The organism is Parabacteroides merdae ATCC 43184 (assembly GCF_025151215.1).
In the GTDB taxonomy this organism is placed as follows: Bacteria; Bacteroidota; Bacteroidia; order Bacteroidales; family Tannerellaceae; genus Parabacteroides; species Parabacteroides merdae.
The window spans coordinates 525780-540738 of record NZ_CP102286.1; the positions used below are offsets into that span (position 1 = coordinate 525780).

Consider the following 14959-nt stretch of genomic DNA (forward strand, 5'->3'; position numbering starts at 1 on the left):
GTTCTTATTTATAACGCTCTTTTTCCTTGATAAACCCGTTGCGGAACGCGTAAAGGAGTTTTTCGAGATCATGGATCTGTTGTTGCAGGTCCGCCCCCTTGTCTGTGTCCTTGACCATCTGGCGGTGGGAGTTCAGTTCGACGACGATGGTGGTCGAACGGATGTCTTTGCCCTCCTTGATGGCCTGGTCGGTCGACAGGAACGGTTCGTGCTGTACAAGCTGGAAGCCGCGCGAATGGTAGACCAGGGTATAACCTGCAATGCCTGTCTCCGGGTGGTAGGCTTTGGAGAAGCCGCCGTCGATGACAAGCAGTTTCCCGTTTGCCTTGATCGGGTTCTCGCCTTTGATGGAGCGTACGGGGACATGTCCGTTGATGATGTGGCGGTGCCGGCCGGTGACGCCGAACTCGTCCAGCAGCATGTCGCAGACCGATTCTTCTTCCCGGAGGGAATAGTAGGCGCCTTTTTCCTCCTTCTGCACCGATTTGTCGTCGATGAAGCAGCGTTCGAAAGTCGCCATCCGGCTCTTGTCGAAGAGAGGGGAGTCCTTGCCTTCCCAAAGATACCAGATGTAATCCATCGCGAAGTCCTTCTCCGGGCTGTCGTCGGCATCGAAATAGGCGGTGCGCACCAGCTGGTCCACTTTATCCAGCAGGGCTTTGCCCTTATATTCCGTTCCTTCGATACGGATCGCCTTGAGCGTGCCGTCCGGGTTCATCGGGACGGAGGCGTGGAAGAGCAGGTTGGAGTTGCAGACCTGGTACATGCTGCCGTGCGTGAACAGACAGCGCATGTGCTTTTTCAGTTTCTCGCTACATTCGAACGAGTGCTTGATGCGCCGCATCAGTTCTTCTTCTTCGATCGAAAGGGCATAGGGGTCCTTGGCATTGAGAGTCGGCCAGTTCTTGTCTTTCAACTCGTATTCCTTTCCTTCGATACGGATCGTCCCGCGGTGGAGGTCGATATGGTGGAGCAACAGGCGGTCGTCCATCCCGAATTCCGGACGGCGACGGATGATCTCGCCTTCCAGCTTGAACTGTATGATCGTGATCGCCTTGTGCATGCGGGCGATCAGTTGGGTTGTCTTTTCATCGAAGGTCGCATCCGACGCGTTCGTACGCGGGATGAACAGTTCGCAGGGGTCGTCTCCATAGACTTCCATGGCGAATGTCGCCAAGGGCAGGAGGTTGATGCCATAGCCGTCTTCAAGGGTTGCCAGATTGCCGTAGCGCATGCACATGCGGATCACGTTGGCGATGCTCCCCGCGTTGCCGGCGGCGGCCCCCATCCAGAGGATGTCGTGGTTGCCCCACTGGATGTCGAAGTTATGGTAGTTGCAAAGCGTGTCCATGATGATGTGGGCGCCCGGCCCGCGGTCGTAGATGTCGCCGATGATGTGCAGCAGGTCGATCGTCAGGCGTTGGATCAGGTTGCACATGGCGATGATGAAGTCATTGGCCCGGCCGGTCGAGATGATCGTGTTGATGATCTGGTCCACATAGGCGGACTTGTTCGGCTCGTCGCTCGACTCGTGGAGCAGTTCCTGGATGATGTAGGAGAACTCCTTCGGCAGGGCCTTGCGCACTTTCGAGCGCGTGTATTTGGACGAAACGTTCCGGCAGACGCGTACCAGTTGGTTCAGTGTGATCAGATACCAGTCGTCCAGGTCTTTTTCGCGTTGCCGGATCAGTTCCAGTTTTTGTTCCGGATAGTAGATCAGCGTGCAAAGCTCCTTCTTCTCGAAGTCGCGCAGCGTGTTGCTGAATATCTCGTTCACTTTGCGCTTGATCGCACCGGAGGCATTTTTCAGCACATGGTTGAAAGCCTGGTGCTCGCCGTGGATGTCGGACAGGAAATGCTCCGTCCCTTTCGGCAGGTTCAGGATGGCCTCCAGGTTGATGATTTCCGTGCTGGCGTCTGCCACCGTCGGAAAGCTGCGTGCCAGCAGCGTCAGGTAGCGCAGGTCGTTTAATACGTGTTCTGCTGTTATATCTTTAGTCATACCCTATTTTTTTATTGTCAATCGATTGAAACGTCTCCAAAGTAACAGTCCGAGCGTGGTCAGGCTGATCGGGAAGCCGCACCAGATGCCGATGGCTCCCCAACCAAAAGTGAACCCGCACAGGTAACCGATGGGAAGTGCCAGTCCGAAGTGGCAGAAGAAAGCCATATAAGCCATGTATTTGACATCCGAGATGCCTCGCAGAGCGTTGGCGAAGAGGATTTGCAGCCCGTCGCCTGCCTGATACAGGATCACTGACCAGGCGAGCAGGGCGACCAGTTCGACCACCTCTTTTTCCGGAGTGATGATATATCCCATGATGTTACGGAAAATCCCGATCAGGAGAACAACGATGGCTGCCGTCCCCATGACCAGATGCAGGCCGGCAAAAGATGCGTGCCGTATGGCAGGCCAGTCGTTCCGGCCCCGGAAGTTGCTTACCCGTATGGTAACCGCCGCCGCTATGCCGTAATAGACCATGAAGCCGAGCGTGGTGATCACGCCTGCCACTTGGTGGGCGGCGAGTGCCGTGCTTCCCAGCCACCCCATCATGATGACACTCAGACTAAACGAGCCTGTCTCGACTCCCATCTGGAAGCCGACCGGCAGGCCGAGGCGGACCAGGTTGCCTATGTTCGCCCGGTTGACTGTCCCTTTCTTGAACCCTTCCCTGTAAAGTTTGTAACGGGAATGCTTGGCAAACAGGACGCAGAATATCCCGAATGTCAGGATACGGCTGGCGAGTGTCGAGATACCGGCTCCGGTAAGCCCAAGTTCAGGGCATCCGAAGTTGCCGTATATAAGCAAGTAGTTCCCGATGATGTTGAGCACGTTGGCTCCTAACATGACGCACATCGGGGTGACCGTGTCTGTCGTGCCGTCGCTGAACTGCTTGAACGAGTTGAACAGCATGGCGAAAATGACCGAGAAGAGTTGCAGGATATAGTAAGGCACGATATAGGGCATCAACTCTTCCGGCTGCTTCAGGATATGGATGTTCAGAAGCAGTGTCAACATGCAGAGGCTGAGTAACAATCCCACGATGAGGTTGATACAAAGGCTGTTTTTCAGTGTCTCGCCTGCCTTTGCATATTCTTTCTGCGCAAAATACCCTCCGATGATGGGAGTCAGTCCATAGGAAAATCCCATCCCTGCGATGAACACGAGGTTGAAGAAGTTGTTGACAAACGAGGCGGCAGCCAGCTCGGCCGTACTGTGATGCCCGACCATGATGTTGTCGGCAAAGCCTACAACAATAATGCCCAGCTGTCCCAACATGATCGGGACACCCAGGCGTATCGTTTCTTTGTAATGTTCCTTGTAAACCGAAAGTTGCATCATTCCAAAACCTCTACCGACTTAATTACTACATTTTCCGTCGGGCGGTCTTGCTTATTTGTCTTTACTTGTTGGATCGCGTCTACTACGTCCAGTCCTTCCACCACTTCGCCGTAGACGGTGTACTGGTTGTCAAGGAAGGGCACGCCGCCGATCGTCTTGTAGGTCTCGCGCAGTTCGGAAGGCATCTTCGTCTCGTCTTTACGCTTTTCGGCCTCCAGTTCGGTCTTGCCGATCAGGGTGTCGCGGAGCACGGCGAGCTCTTCTTTATTGCCGCTGCGGTAGAGTTCCATGATCTTGGACTTGTTCTCTGTCTGGAGGCGGTTGAAGATGGCCTGTTTCAGGCGTCCTTCCATCTGCTTTTCCATCTGGCCGAGTTCGGCTTCCGAATATTTCTTGCCTGTGACGATATAGAACTGTGAGGCTGACGATGCTTTTTCCGGGTTCACTTCGTCTCCGGTGCGGGCGGCGCACAAGGCTCCCTTTTTATGGAAATATTGGGGATAGTTGAACTCTGCCGGAATGGTATAGCCCAAGTCGCCGGCTCCTAACTGCTTGTTCATCGGGGCGTCTTTGGAAGTGACATCGCCACCTTGTACCATAAAGTCTTTGATGACGCGGTGGAACAGCAGGCCGTCGTATTGTCCGGCTTTTGCCAGCTTGATGAAATTGTCGCGGTGCTGAGGTGTATCGTTGTATAATTTGAATTTTATCTTTCCGAGTGTGGTGTCCATCACCACTAATGTTTCTTTTGTTTCCATTCTTTGTTGTTTATTTGTTGACTATCTTCATTGACTTGATTTTGATGTTCTTGACAGGACGGTCGTCTGCGTTCGTTTCGGTGAACTGGATCTTGTCGACTGCTTTCATGCCGCTTACGACTTCGCCGAAAATCGTGTATTTACCGTCCAGGTGGGGCGTGCCTCCTTCCAGCATATAGGCTTGGCGTTGTTCGGGGGTGAAGGTGATGCCTTGTTCCTTCTCCATCTTGTCTAGCTCCATTTCCGTAAAGAACTTGCCGGTTACGATATAGAACTGGGTGGCCGACGAGGCGCGTTCGGGGTTCTCTTCGTCGCCTGTACGGGCGGCGGCGAACATGCCGCGTTTATGGAAATACTTCGGGTAGACGATCTCTGCCGGAATGGTGTAGTCCAGATCTCCGTCACCTAAGTGCTGTTCCATCGGGGCGTCTTTGGAATTAATGTCGCCTGCCTGTACCATGAATTGTTTGATGACACGGTGGAACAACAGTCCGTCATAGCGGTGTTCCTTCACATTTTTGATAAAATTATCACGATGTTGGGGCGTGTCGTTAAAAAGTTTCACTTTGATCTTTCCCATATCGGTGTCGATCAGTACCAGCGTTTCAACCTCTTGCGCTTGCAAATGGACGGATATCAGAGCCGAGAGGGCCACTAAACATATAGCAAACAGCTTTTTCATCTTCATCTTATTTTTGTATTATGGCAACAAAAATAGTGATATTTACTCGTTAAAGCAATCATTTGACACAACCTTTTCCGTTGGCATCTGTTCAAGTTGGTAATTCATCTAAACAAAAAGCATATTTATGAAAACATTGTTGAAAAGCGCAGTTCTACTGCTCGGAATGGGATTGCTTTCTACCCATTCCCAGGCTCAGAAAGTTGTGGTTGAGGATAAAGAACCGAATTCCGTCATGTTCGTCACGATCGATAAGGCGGGCAATGAGATTATCCGGATCATGAATGCGTCACAGAATCCCCGTTTCCACGAACCGAAAGCGCCCCGTTTCCTGCTGACAGACCGGAAAGGCAAGTTTGCTCTCGGTATCGGAGGATATGTGAAACTGGCAGCCGAATATGATTTTGGCGGTATTTCCGATAATATCGACTTTTACCCGGCATTGATTCCCGGCAGAGGACAGTCGTATGTACGGAACCAGTTCCAGATGGACGCCACTACGAGCACGATCTTCCTGAAGCTGGTCGGGCATACGGATCTCTTGGGCGATTTCGTGGTGTATACGGCCGGTAACTTCCGCGGTGGAAGCGGCAAGATATTCGAGTTGAGGAATGCTTATGTGTCGGCACGAGGCTTTACGGCGGGTTACGATTATGGTTCGTTCATGGACTTGGGCAATGTGCCTGCCACGATCGACTTTGCCGGTCCTAACGGGATGTCGATCTATCATGCCACACAGATCCGTTACGAACATGCGCTCGCCAAAGGTTTGAAAGCCGGTATCGGTGTGGAAATGCCGGTTGTGGACGGGCTGACAAACGAGCATGTCAGTATTGCCAAGCAGCGGATGCCGAACTTCCCGGTCTACGTGCAGTATGGCTGGAACCCTAAAAGCCATTTCCGGGCTGCGGCTATTATCAGGAGCATGACCTACGATGATTTGACGGCCCGCAAAGCGGAATCGGAGATCGGATGGGGTGTTCTGGCTTCTGCCACTTTTAACCTGACGAATCGTTTGCAGGTCTATGGACAGGGTGTGTATGGCAAAGGTATCGGGCAGTTCCTGAACGACATGAGCATGTTGAATGTCGATGTGGTCCCGAATCCTGAAAAAGAAGGGAAGATGCAGGTGCTCCCGATGATGGGCTGGTTTGCCGGCATGCAGTATAATTTCTCTCCGAAAGTGTTTATTACCAGCACATATGGGCAGTCACGCTTGTATAGCCATGATGGTTATCCTGTTACTGCTTCCGACCAGTACCGCTACGGACAATACCTGAACGCCACGCTTTTCTGGAACATCACGTCCGACCTGCAGGCCGGAGCCGAATATCTGCGCGGCTGGCGTACGGATTTCAACGGTGACACACGTCATGCGAACCGGGTGAATCTGGCGGTACAGTATAGTTTCTAAGAAGATTAGAGCCTTTAAATGATGATTTATCTGTTACTTTTGGCTTGATCCAAAAGTAACCAAAAGATCAAGGCTTAAGCAGGCTCGCTACTCCGTTCCCTTCGTTCGCTGTCGCGTCTGAAACTCGCTTCGTTCAAACAGCAGACGCTCCGGACGCTCACTCCAGTCTCTGCGCTTAACGCTCACCTGCTTAGGCCGGATATAGAGCCTGACGGCTCTTTGAGGATGGCCGATACCGACACCTATATAACAGATGGTATCGGCCATCCCAAGAGAAAGCGGAGCTTTCTTGGAAAGGCCTATGCGGACGGTTGTCAAGCGGAGGGTAAAGGTGGAGCGGCCGGAGCCTGCGCTGTTTGAGCGAGGCGAGTTTCGCAGGCGACAGCGGAACCTTTGCCCGGAGTAGACCGGACGGTTAAGCCTTGACTTTTTGGTTACTTTTGGGTCAAGCCAAAAGTAACAGTTATTATCATAGTGAACAATAAAATCCCCACAGTGAAACAGAGAGCACTGTGGGGATTCTTATTTATTGGATCTGATCTTGTTCGCTTAGAACAATTTAGCAGGATATTCGCCTGCGTCGATCAATGCCTGGATCTTATCTACCACTTCCTGACGGTCTTCCGGATAGGTGACACCGAACCATTTGCTGGCGGTATCCAGTACTTCGACCGTAGCCGTCTTGTCATTGATCAATTTATCAACCATCAGCGGAATGAAGAATTCGCTCTTCAGGTTTTCCATGTTCTTCGGATCGCTCAGGAAAGTCTTGAAGAATTCCTGGCTGTAAGCGAAGTAATCAGGAGTGAAGCCCCAGAAGTTCATGCTTACCGGAGTCGTGTCGGGGGTAGCTGTCCATTCGCCGTTGTCGTCGATGTATTTCACTTCTCCGTCGATACGCTGGATTTTAGTACGTTCGACAACCGAAGTCAACAACTTGTTTGCATCTGTACTACAGATACCGCGTGATACCGTACCGCTTTCGCTCAATGTGTTGCCTACGCGGAAACCTACCATCGAATATACGTTCTTGGAACCTTCAGGCAGGGCAGCCAGGAATTTACCCATTGTCTGGAAAGAGTCGCGTCCGTAGAAGTCATCGCAGTTGATAACGGCAAACGGTTCTTTGATCACGTCAGCTCCCATCATGACGGCATGGTTCGTGCCCCACGGTTTTGTACGTTCTGCCGGGCAGGTGAATCCTTCGGGCAGGTTGTCCAATGCCTGGAATACCAGTTCGCAAGGGATGTGACTTTCATATTTGGAGAGGATTTTGTCGCGAAAATCCTGTTCGAAATCTTTGCGGATAACGAAAACGAGTTTGCCGAAACCGGCGCGAATGGCATCGTAGATGGAATAATCCATGATTGTTTCACCATTAGGACCCAGTCCGTCCAATTGTTTCAAGCCTCCATAACGGCTTCCCATTCCGGCAGCCAATAAGAATAATGTAGGTTTCATAATCTTCTAAGTTTATATAGTGTTTTTGTTTTCTTCGGGCAAAAGTAGGAAATAAATATGATTTATGATTTATGATTTATGATTTATTCGTTTGCTCCTGACTTGATACCATAGACAACACCATGTTCAATCATAAATCAAAAATCATAAATCATAGCATCATTTCACTTCCAGTACGACGATAGACTTGGCGGGCAGGTCGATTTTGAGCTGTCCCTTTTCGATTTTCGCACCGTCGAAGGTTGCCGGTTTTACGACATCCGGTTTCTCGAAGGTGTTATGGTCATTGATGGAGGCGGAGGTCAGGATACGTCCTTTCACGCTGCCGATCTTTTGTCCTTGCAGGTCGAGGGTGATGCTTTGGGCGTTGTCGACATCTACATTGGCCAAAGAGATGTGGATACGTCCGTTCTTGTCTTTGGAGGCGGAAGCGCTTACCATCGGTACTTCTCGGCCTCCGCGCACTTTGGCCTTGTCGCAGATCAAGTCCATCGGCAGGAAAGTGGCGTCCTGGTGCACGTTATACATCTGGAAAACATAATAAGTTGGCGTGAGCAACATCTTCGGGCCGTTCGTCAGGATCATGGATTGGAGCACGTTGACGATCTGGGCGATGTTGGTCATCCGGACGCGGTCGGTATATTTATGGAATACGTTCAAAGTGAGGGCTGCCACGAAAGCATCGCGCATGGTGTTCTGCTGGTACAGGTGGCCGTTGATCGTGCCCGGCTCTTCGTCCCACCAGGTTCCCCACTCGTCTACCATCAGGCCGATTTTCTTCTGCGGGTCGTATTTGTCCATGATCTGGATATGCTTCCTGACGACATCTTCTATTTCGAGACATTTGCCCATCGTCCAGTAATAGTCGTCCTTGTTGAAATTCGTAGCCGATCCTTTGCTTCCGTTCCATCCCGTGACCGTGTAATAGTGCAGGGAGATGCCATCCATGCGGCCGCCGACGTTCTTCATCAGCGTCTCCGTCCAGTTGTAGTCGTAGTCGCTGGCTCCGCTGGCAATCTTGAAAAGGCGGTTGCCGTCGTAGTTGCGGCAATAGGTGGAGTAACGGCGGTAGAGGTCGGCGTAGTATTCGGGGCGCATGCTTCCGCCACATCCCCAACTTTCGTTGCCGACACCGATGAATTTGACTTTCCATGCTTTGTCGCGTCCGTTTTGCCGGCGCAGGCGGGCCATCGGGCTGTCGCCTTCCGAAGTCATGTATTCGACCCACTTGGCCATCTCTTCGACGGTCCCGCTACCGACATTGGCGCTGATATAAGGTTCGCACCCTAACAGTTCGCAGAGGTTTAGGAACTCGTGCGTACCGAAACTGTTGTCTTCGATCGTGCCGCCCCAGTTGTTGTTCACCATTTTCGGACGGTTTTCTTTCGGGCCGATGCCGTCCATCCAGTGGTATTCGTCGGCGAAGCAGCCGCCCGGCCAGCGGAGGTTGGGGATTTTCAGTTCTTTCAAGGCATTCAGCACGTCGTTCCGATAGCCTTGTGTATTGGGTATTTCGGATTCGGGGCCGACCCAAAGCCCGCCATAGATACAGGTCCCGAGGTGTTCGGCGAACTGGCCGTAGATATGTTTGCTGATCTGTTGGTTTCCTTGCTCAGGATAGATACGGATGCTCGCGTCTTTCTGGGCGAAGAGGGGCAGTGTGGCGGCTGCCATTAGGCTTACTAATACTGTTTTCATGTTATTTTCGTTTACTATGTTTTGTTTGAATGAAAGCTATGTCATGATATAAAATTATAGGTTATAAGTATTTTCCTGAGGACAAAAGTATATAAAATACACTTATGAACGAAATTATAAAAAGAAAAAGATATTACTATTTGCCTCAATTTGTGTACCTTTGTCGGATAAAATGAATGATTAAACGTTGAACAAAATGAAAAAGTTAATGGTAATACCGCTTGTTGCCGCTGGAATGGCCGCAATGGTGGGGTGCAGCAAAACTCCTGTGAAGGAGGCTGCAAAGAATGACGCTATCAACCTGGCCAACCTGGACACGGCTGTGGCTCCGGGGACCGATTTCTATCAGTATGCTTGTGGTGGTTGGATGAAGAATAATCCGCTGAAACCGGAATATGCCCGTTTCGGTACATTCGACCAGCTCAGGGATAACAATCAGGAACAGATCCGTACTCTTATCGAAGGTCTCAGTGAGACACCCGGGCAGGAGGGGAGCGTCGGGCAGAAGATTGGTATGTTGTTCGCGATGGGGATGGACAGCGTGAAACTGAATGAAGACGGTTATGCCCCGATCAAAGACCAGCTTGCTGAAATCAACAAGTTAGGAACGAAGGACGAACTGACCAAGATGGTTGCTACCTTGCATAAGGAGGGGATGGCTCCTTTCTTCGCCTTGTATGTCGGAGCCGATGAAAAGAACAGTTCCATGAATATCGTACAGTTATACCAGGCTGGACTGGGTATGGGAGATCGCGATTATTACCTGCTGGAAGACGAAAGCAGCCAAAAAATGCGCGAAGCCTATAAGAACTATATTACCCGTTTGTTTACCCTGATCGGAAGTTCTCCCGAACAGGCCGATGCCGCCGTCAATGCGATCATGAAGATAGAAAGGGGCATTGCCGAAGTTTCTTTCAGCCGTGAAGACCTGCGCGATTCCCAAAAGAACTATAATAAGATGTCCATCGAAGATTTCAAGGCTAAGAACGATCTGTTAAACTGGGATGTTTATTTCGAAAGTATGGGGATGATGGATATCAAATATCTGGATGCGAAACAGCTCTCGTTCTATGAAGGTCTGTCTGCCTTGATGAAGAATACGACTTTGGATGAACAGAAATATTACCTGACATTCAACTTGCTTAGTTTTGCCGCTCCTTACCTGAGTGATCCGTTTGTCGCTGCCGATTTTGATTTCTATGGGAAGACGATGTCCGGCCGTCAAGAGCAGCAGCCACGCTGGAAACGTGCCCTGTCTACGGTAAACGGTGCCCTGTCGGAAGCTGTCGGCCAGATGTATGTGGCTAAATATTTCCCGGCTTCTTCCAAAGAAAAGATGTTGAAGATGGTCGGTGACTTGCAGAAAGCGTTGGGTGACCGTATTTCCAGCCTGGAATGGATGAGCGATGCCACTAAGGCGAAGGCGCAGGAGAAATTGGCTGCTTTTATCGTCAAGATCGGCTATCCCGACACTTGGCGCGACTACAGCGGTCTGGAGATCAAGAATGATTCTTATTGGGCGAACGTACGCCGTTCCAATATCTTTGAGGTCAATTATATGTTGGCGGATGTAGACAAACCGGTCGATAAGGCTCGTTGGGGAATGAGCCCGCAGACGGTGAATGCCTATTACAACCCGACAACGAACGAGATTTGTTTCCCTGCCGCCATCCTACAACCTCCTTTCTTCAATCCGGAAGCTGACGATGCCGTGAACTATGGTGCTATCGGTGTCGTGATCGGCCACGAAATGACTCACGGATTCGACGACCAGGGACGTAACTATGACAAGGAAGGCAATCTGAGTGACTGGTGGACAGCCGAAGACGCCGCTCTCTTTACGCAACGTGCCGACCGTCTGGCTCAGCAATATAGTGATATCATTGTTGTGGACAGCGTTCATGCCAACGGACGTTTCACTTTGGGCGAGAACATTGCCGATCAGGGGGGGCTGATGGTCGCTCATTTAGCATATCTCAATTCTCTGGAAGGAAAAGAGACACCGGCCCCGATCGACGGTTTTACCAATGAACAGCGTTTCTATCTGGGCTACGCCAATCTTTGGGCACAGAATATCCGTCCCGAAGAAATCCTGCGTCTGACCAAGATCGACCCGCACTCATTAGGCAAGTGGCGTGTCAATGCCGCCCTTCGCAACATTGATGCTTTCTACAGCGCATTCGATATCAAAGAAGGCGAACCGATGTATATGCTGCCGGCTGACCGGGTGGTGATCTGGTAGAGTCCTGACAGCTATATTGTCATTAGAAATATCCTGATGTAATTCATTTTGCATCAGGATATTTTTATTTAATACAAATCAGATCTGTTTAGCTGGCCTGACAAACGAATGAGAGAAGTAAAAGTAAAATTAATTTTATGTATCTTTGCATCTTTCTTTAACACTTTAACAATTTAGGATAATAAGATGAGAAGGCTCTTTGTGCTGGCGGCTTTGCTGGCGATTGTTTGTTACGGGAAAGCGCAAAATGTGCAGTTACATTATGATTTCGGAGGTGCTCTTTATGACAAGGACTTACATGGCCGTCCGGTGCTGACCTCGACGGTGGAAATGTTTAAAGCGGATAAATGGGGAAGTACCTATTTTTTTGTCGACATGGATTATACCAGCAAAGGAGTTGCAGCCGGCTATTGGGAGATTGCCCGCGAACTGCGTTTCTGGCAACCTCCTTTTTCCATACATGTCGAATATAACGGGGGAGCATCGAACAGTTTCTCCTATAATAACGCCTATCTTGGCGGTGCAACCTATACCTGGAATAATCCGGATTTTACGAAAGGTTTCACGCTTACCGCTATGTATAAATATATCCAGAAACATCGGGAACCCAACAACTTCCAGTTGACAGGCACTTGGTATGTTCATTTTGTCAAGAACGGTCTTTGCACGTTCAGCGGTTTCGCAGACTGGTGGAGGGAACGGACCGATTATGCGGACGGTAGTCACCGGAACTTTATTTTCTTGGCCGAACCGCAGTTCTGGGTGAATCTTAACAAGCTAAAACATGTTGATGATAAGTTCAAGCTGAGTGTCGGCAGTGAGGTAGAGTTGAGCCAGAATTTCGGTGCACGTAAAGGGTTTTATGCTATTCCGACACTGGCGATTAAGTGGTCATTCGATTAATCAGATTGGAAATGCTGAAGAAGTTACTTGGGTTCGACCCACAGACAATGGCATTGCGCACGGAGATCATTGCCGGGATTACGACGTTCTTGACAATGAGTTACATCCTGGCTGTCAATCCCTCTATCCTGGCAACGACAGGGATGGACAAAGGCGCTGTTTTTACTGCAACCGCTTTGGCTTCGGCCCTCGCTACCTTGCTGCTGGCTTTTATGGCAAAGCTGCCTTTTGCCCAGGCTCCCAGTATGGCACTGAACGCCTTTTTCGCTTTTACGTTGGTGCAGGGCATGGGTTATTCCTGGCAGACCGCTATGACAGCGATGTTTGTGGAGGGGGTGATCTTTATCCTGATTACGTTTCTGAACGTCCGGGAGGTGATCTTGAATAGCATACCGATGAACCTGCGCTTCGCTATTTCGGCGGGGATCGGCATGTTCATCGCTTTTGTGGGTTTGAAGAATGCCGGCATCATCGTTCCGAATCCGGCGACTTTCGTGATGTTCGGACCGTTCACTCCGGTTTCGATCCTGGCGATGGTGGGGGTTCTGTTGAGCGGTATCCTGGTCTTGAGGAAAGTGAAGGGAGCGTTGTTCTACAGCATTCTGATCTGTACGTTGATCGGTATTCCGTTAGGAGTGACGGAAATTCCGGATGGGTTCCTGCCTGTTTCCATTCCTCATTCGATGGTTCCGACGTTCTGCCAGTTTGATTTCAATGAGTTTTTTACGTTGGATATGGCAATCGTCATCTTTACCTTGCTGTTTATGAATATATTCGATACGGTCGGTACACTGGTCGGCCTGGCTTCGAAAACAGGCATTATGGAAGAAGACGGACAGATTCCCCACGTAAAGGAGGCAATGATGTCCGATGCGATCGGTACGACGGTAGGGTCCATGATGGGAAGTTCTACGATTACCACCTATGTGGAGAGTGCTTCCGGTATTGCGGAAGGCGGACGTTCAGGGTTCACTTCGCTGGTGACGGGTGTGTTGTTTTTGCTTGCTTTGTTCTTTGCTCCCCTGTTCCTGCTGATTCCGAGTGCGGCAACGACGGGGGCTTTGGTACTGGTCGGGGTGTTTATGATGGATTCTATCACAAAAGTCGATATGGATGACATATCCGAAGCGCTTCCGGCTTTTATCACCATGATCATGATGGTACTGACCTATTCCATTGCCGACGGAATGGTTTTAGGATTGTTGTGCTATGTACTGGTCAAGTTAGGATGCGGCAAACATAGGGAGGTAAGCCCTACCATGTATGTGCTGGCAGCCCTGTTCATCTTGAAATTTATTTTTGCATGAATACTCTGTCAGAGTGTGTCGCGAAGTAACCAGAACATGTAAATCACATAGAAGAGAATCAAGACGAATCCTTCCGTCCGGGATATTTTTTGCCCGCTTTTCACCAGCGGCAAGAGCAGGACGGATATGCCCAACATGACCAGTAGGTCGATGTAGTTTACATTTTTGGCCTCGATGGGATGTATAAGCGAGCAAGAGCCGGCTATGGTCAGTATATTGAATAAGTTTGAGCCGACGATATTCCCGATGGCAATATCCGTTTTACGCTTGTAAGCGGCAACAATGGATGTTGCCAGTTCCGGCATACTTGTTCCGGCTGCGACGATCGTAAGCCCGATAACTGCTTCGCTCACACCAAGCTCTTTGGCGATGGAAACGGCATTGTCCACCAATAATCGAGAGGCAAATACCAAGACGACCAGACCCCCGACGATGGCCAGCGTATCGACAGCCCAGTGCTTAGGCTGTTCTTCGAGTTCCTGGCTCGACCCTTCTGTTCCATGTTTGCGGGAGTAGAAGAGGCTGAATATTGTATAAATGATAATACCTGTTAGAAAGAAAAGCCCTTCCGTCCGCCCCAATGTCCCGTTCCAGAAAAGGATGGTGAACAGTACGGTTGCGGCCAGCATGACCGGGATATCGATTCGGAGTAATTGCTTTTTTACCTGAAGCGGGCAAATGGTTGCCGAAACTCCTAATATGACTCCAATATTGAATATGTTCGAACCTACGATGTTTCCGATCGCAATATCGCCTTGTCCGCTGAGCGTGGCGTTCAGGCTTACTACCAGTTCGGGGGCACTTGTCCCGAATGCAACGATGGTCAGACCGACCACCAAAGGTGAAATTTTGGCTTTGAGAGCTAAAGCGGAACTCCCCTGAACTAACCAACCGGCCCCTATGTAAAGCGCTACCAGCGAGAGAATCAATAACGTCAAACTTGTAATCATAGCCCTTTTTTCCTTATTCGTTTGTTAATCTATTAAAATGTCTTGCTTCCTGTTATCCCGGCAAAGAATATTTGCCGTAACCAAGTAAACAGCAAGTTGTTTTATAGGCAGAAAAACGTACCTCGGAAAACCTCGAGATCACCACGAAGTAAACAACAGGAAGCTAATAGACATTCAGTTAGGGTTGTTAGGAATTATTCT

The 14959-nt window shown here is 50.1% G+C and carries 11 protein-coding genes; 4 read left to right on the forward strand and 7 right to left on the reverse strand.

Going from position 1 to position 14959, the window contains the following annotated elements; all coding sequences use genetic code 11:
- Positions 1–4: 4 nt before the first annotated feature.
- Genes NQ542_RS02060 through NQ542_RS02075 form a run of 4 tightly spaced genes read right to left on the reverse strand, consistent with a single transcriptional unit; the run spans position 5 to position 4783 of the window.
- Positions 5–2002 carry a fructose-bisphosphatase class III gene (locus NQ542_RS02060; RefSeq protein WP_005640058.1) on the reverse strand — a complete coding sequence of 666 codons (1998 nt, stop codon included), beginning with the start codon at positions 2000–2002 and terminating at the stop codon, positions 5–7.
- Positions 2003–2005: 3 nt separating this feature from the next.
- Positions 2006–3343: an MATE family efflux transporter gene (locus NQ542_RS02065; protein ID WP_005640060.1), complete on the reverse strand. Its 1338-nt coding sequence runs from the start codon at positions 3341–3343 to the stop codon at positions 2006–2008.
- Positions 3340–4101 (reverse strand): peptidylprolyl isomerase, encoded by a 762-nt coding sequence (locus NQ542_RS02070; RefSeq protein WP_005640062.1) that lies wholly within the window; start codon positions 4099–4101, stop codon positions 3340–3342. The genes NQ542_RS02065 and NQ542_RS02070 overlap by 4 nt, the downstream gene beginning before the upstream one ends.
- A gap of 10 nt (positions 4102–4111) precedes the next feature.
- Positions 4112–4783, reverse strand: a complete 672-nt coding sequence (locus NQ542_RS02075; RefSeq protein ID WP_036724202.1) for a peptidylprolyl isomerase — start codon at positions 4781–4783, stop codon at positions 4112–4114.
- 127 nt (positions 4784–4910) lie between these two features.
- On the opposite strand from NQ542_RS02075, the gene NQ542_RS02080 reads away from it, so the two are divergent.
- A complete protein-coding gene (locus tag NQ542_RS02080) occupies positions 4911–6197 on the forward strand; it encodes a DcaP family trimeric outer membrane transporter (RefSeq protein WP_005640066.1) in 1287 nt (428 codons plus the stop codon).
- Between the two features lie 549 nt (positions 6198–6746).
- Here NQ542_RS02080 and NQ542_RS02085 read toward each other — a convergent pair.
- On the reverse strand, positions 6747–7658 hold the full coding sequence (locus NQ542_RS02085; RefSeq protein ID WP_005640070.1) for a nucleotidyltransferase family protein: 912 nt from the start codon (positions 7656–7658) through the stop codon (positions 6747–6749).
- A gap of 159 nt (positions 7659–7817) precedes the next feature.
- Positions 7818–9356 carry an alpha-N-arabinofuranosidase gene (locus NQ542_RS02090; RefSeq protein WP_005640072.1) on the reverse strand — a complete coding sequence of 513 codons (1539 nt, stop codon included), beginning with the start codon at positions 9354–9356 and terminating at the stop codon, positions 7818–7820.
- 196 nt (positions 9357–9552) lie between these two features.
- On the opposite strand from NQ542_RS02090, the gene NQ542_RS02095 reads away from it, so the two are divergent.
- From NQ542_RS02095 to NQ542_RS02105, 3 genes are all read left to right on the forward strand, one after another.
- Positions 9553–11598, forward strand: coding sequence for a M13 family metallopeptidase (locus NQ542_RS02095; protein WP_005640074.1), 2046 nt, complete (start codon positions 9553–9555; stop codon positions 11596–11598).
- 186 nt (positions 11599–11784) lie between these two features.
- A complete protein-coding gene (locus NQ542_RS02100) occupies positions 11785–12501 on the forward strand; it encodes a nucleoside-specific channel-forming Tsx family protein (RefSeq protein ID WP_005640076.1) in 717 nt (238 codons plus the stop codon).
- Positions 12502–12512: 11 nt separating this feature from the next.
- The gene (locus tag NQ542_RS02105) at positions 12513–13808 is read left to right on the forward strand and encodes an NCS2 family permease (RefSeq protein WP_005640079.1); all 1296 of its coding nucleotides are present in this window, start codon (positions 12513–12515) and stop codon (positions 13806–13808) included.
- Between the two features lie 8 nt (positions 13809–13816).
- Here NQ542_RS02105 and NQ542_RS02110 read toward each other — a convergent pair whose 3' ends face one another.
- Positions 13817–14758 (reverse strand): calcium/sodium antiporter, encoded by a 942-nt coding sequence (locus tag NQ542_RS02110; RefSeq protein WP_005640081.1) that lies wholly within the window; start codon positions 14756–14758, stop codon positions 13817–13819.
- Between the last annotated feature and the right edge of the window lie 201 nt (positions 14759–14959).

Bases quoted from the DNA above. Each gene is read 5' to 3' on its own strand.
- NQ542_RS02065 (WP_005640060.1), bottom strand. From the start codon at position 3,343: ATGATGCAACTTTCGGTTTACAAGGAACATTACAAAGAAACGATACGC.
- NQ542_RS02085 (WP_005640070.1), bottom strand. From the start codon at position 7,658: ATGAAACCTACATTATTCTTATTGGCTGCCGGAATGGGAAGCCGTTAT.
- NQ542_RS02100 (WP_005640076.1), top strand. From the start codon at position 11,785: ATGAGAAGGCTCTTTGTGCTGGCGGCTTTGCTGGCGATTGTTTGTTAC.
- NQ542_RS02080 (WP_005640066.1), top strand. From the start codon at position 4,911: ATGAAAACATTGTTGAAAAGCGCAGTTCTACTGCTCGGAATGGGATTG.
- NQ542_RS02070 (WP_005640062.1), bottom strand. From the start codon at position 4,101: ATGGAAACAAAAGAAACATTAGTGGTGATGGACACCACACTCGGAAAG.
- NQ542_RS02095 (WP_005640074.1), top strand. From the start codon at position 9,553: ATGAAAAAGTTAATGGTAATACCGCTTGTTGCCGCTGGAATGGCCGCA.
- NQ542_RS02075 (WP_036724202.1), bottom strand. From the start codon at position 4,783: ATGAAAAAGCTGTTTGCTATATGTTTAGTGGCCCTCTCGGCTCTGATA.
- NQ542_RS02105 (WP_005640079.1), top strand. From the start codon at position 12,513: ATGCTGAAGAAGTTACTTGGGTTCGACCCACAGACAATGGCATTGCGC.
- NQ542_RS02060 (WP_005640058.1), bottom strand. From the start codon at position 2,002: ATGACTAAAGATATAACAGCAGAACACGTATTAAACGACCTGCGCTAC.
- NQ542_RS02110 (WP_005640081.1), bottom strand. From the start codon at position 14,758: ATGATTACAAGTTTGACGTTATTGATTCTCTCGCTGGTAGCGCTTTAC.
- NQ542_RS02090 (WP_005640072.1), bottom strand. From the start codon at position 9,356: ATGAAAACAGTATTAGTAAGCCTAATGGCAGCCGCCACACTGCCCCTC.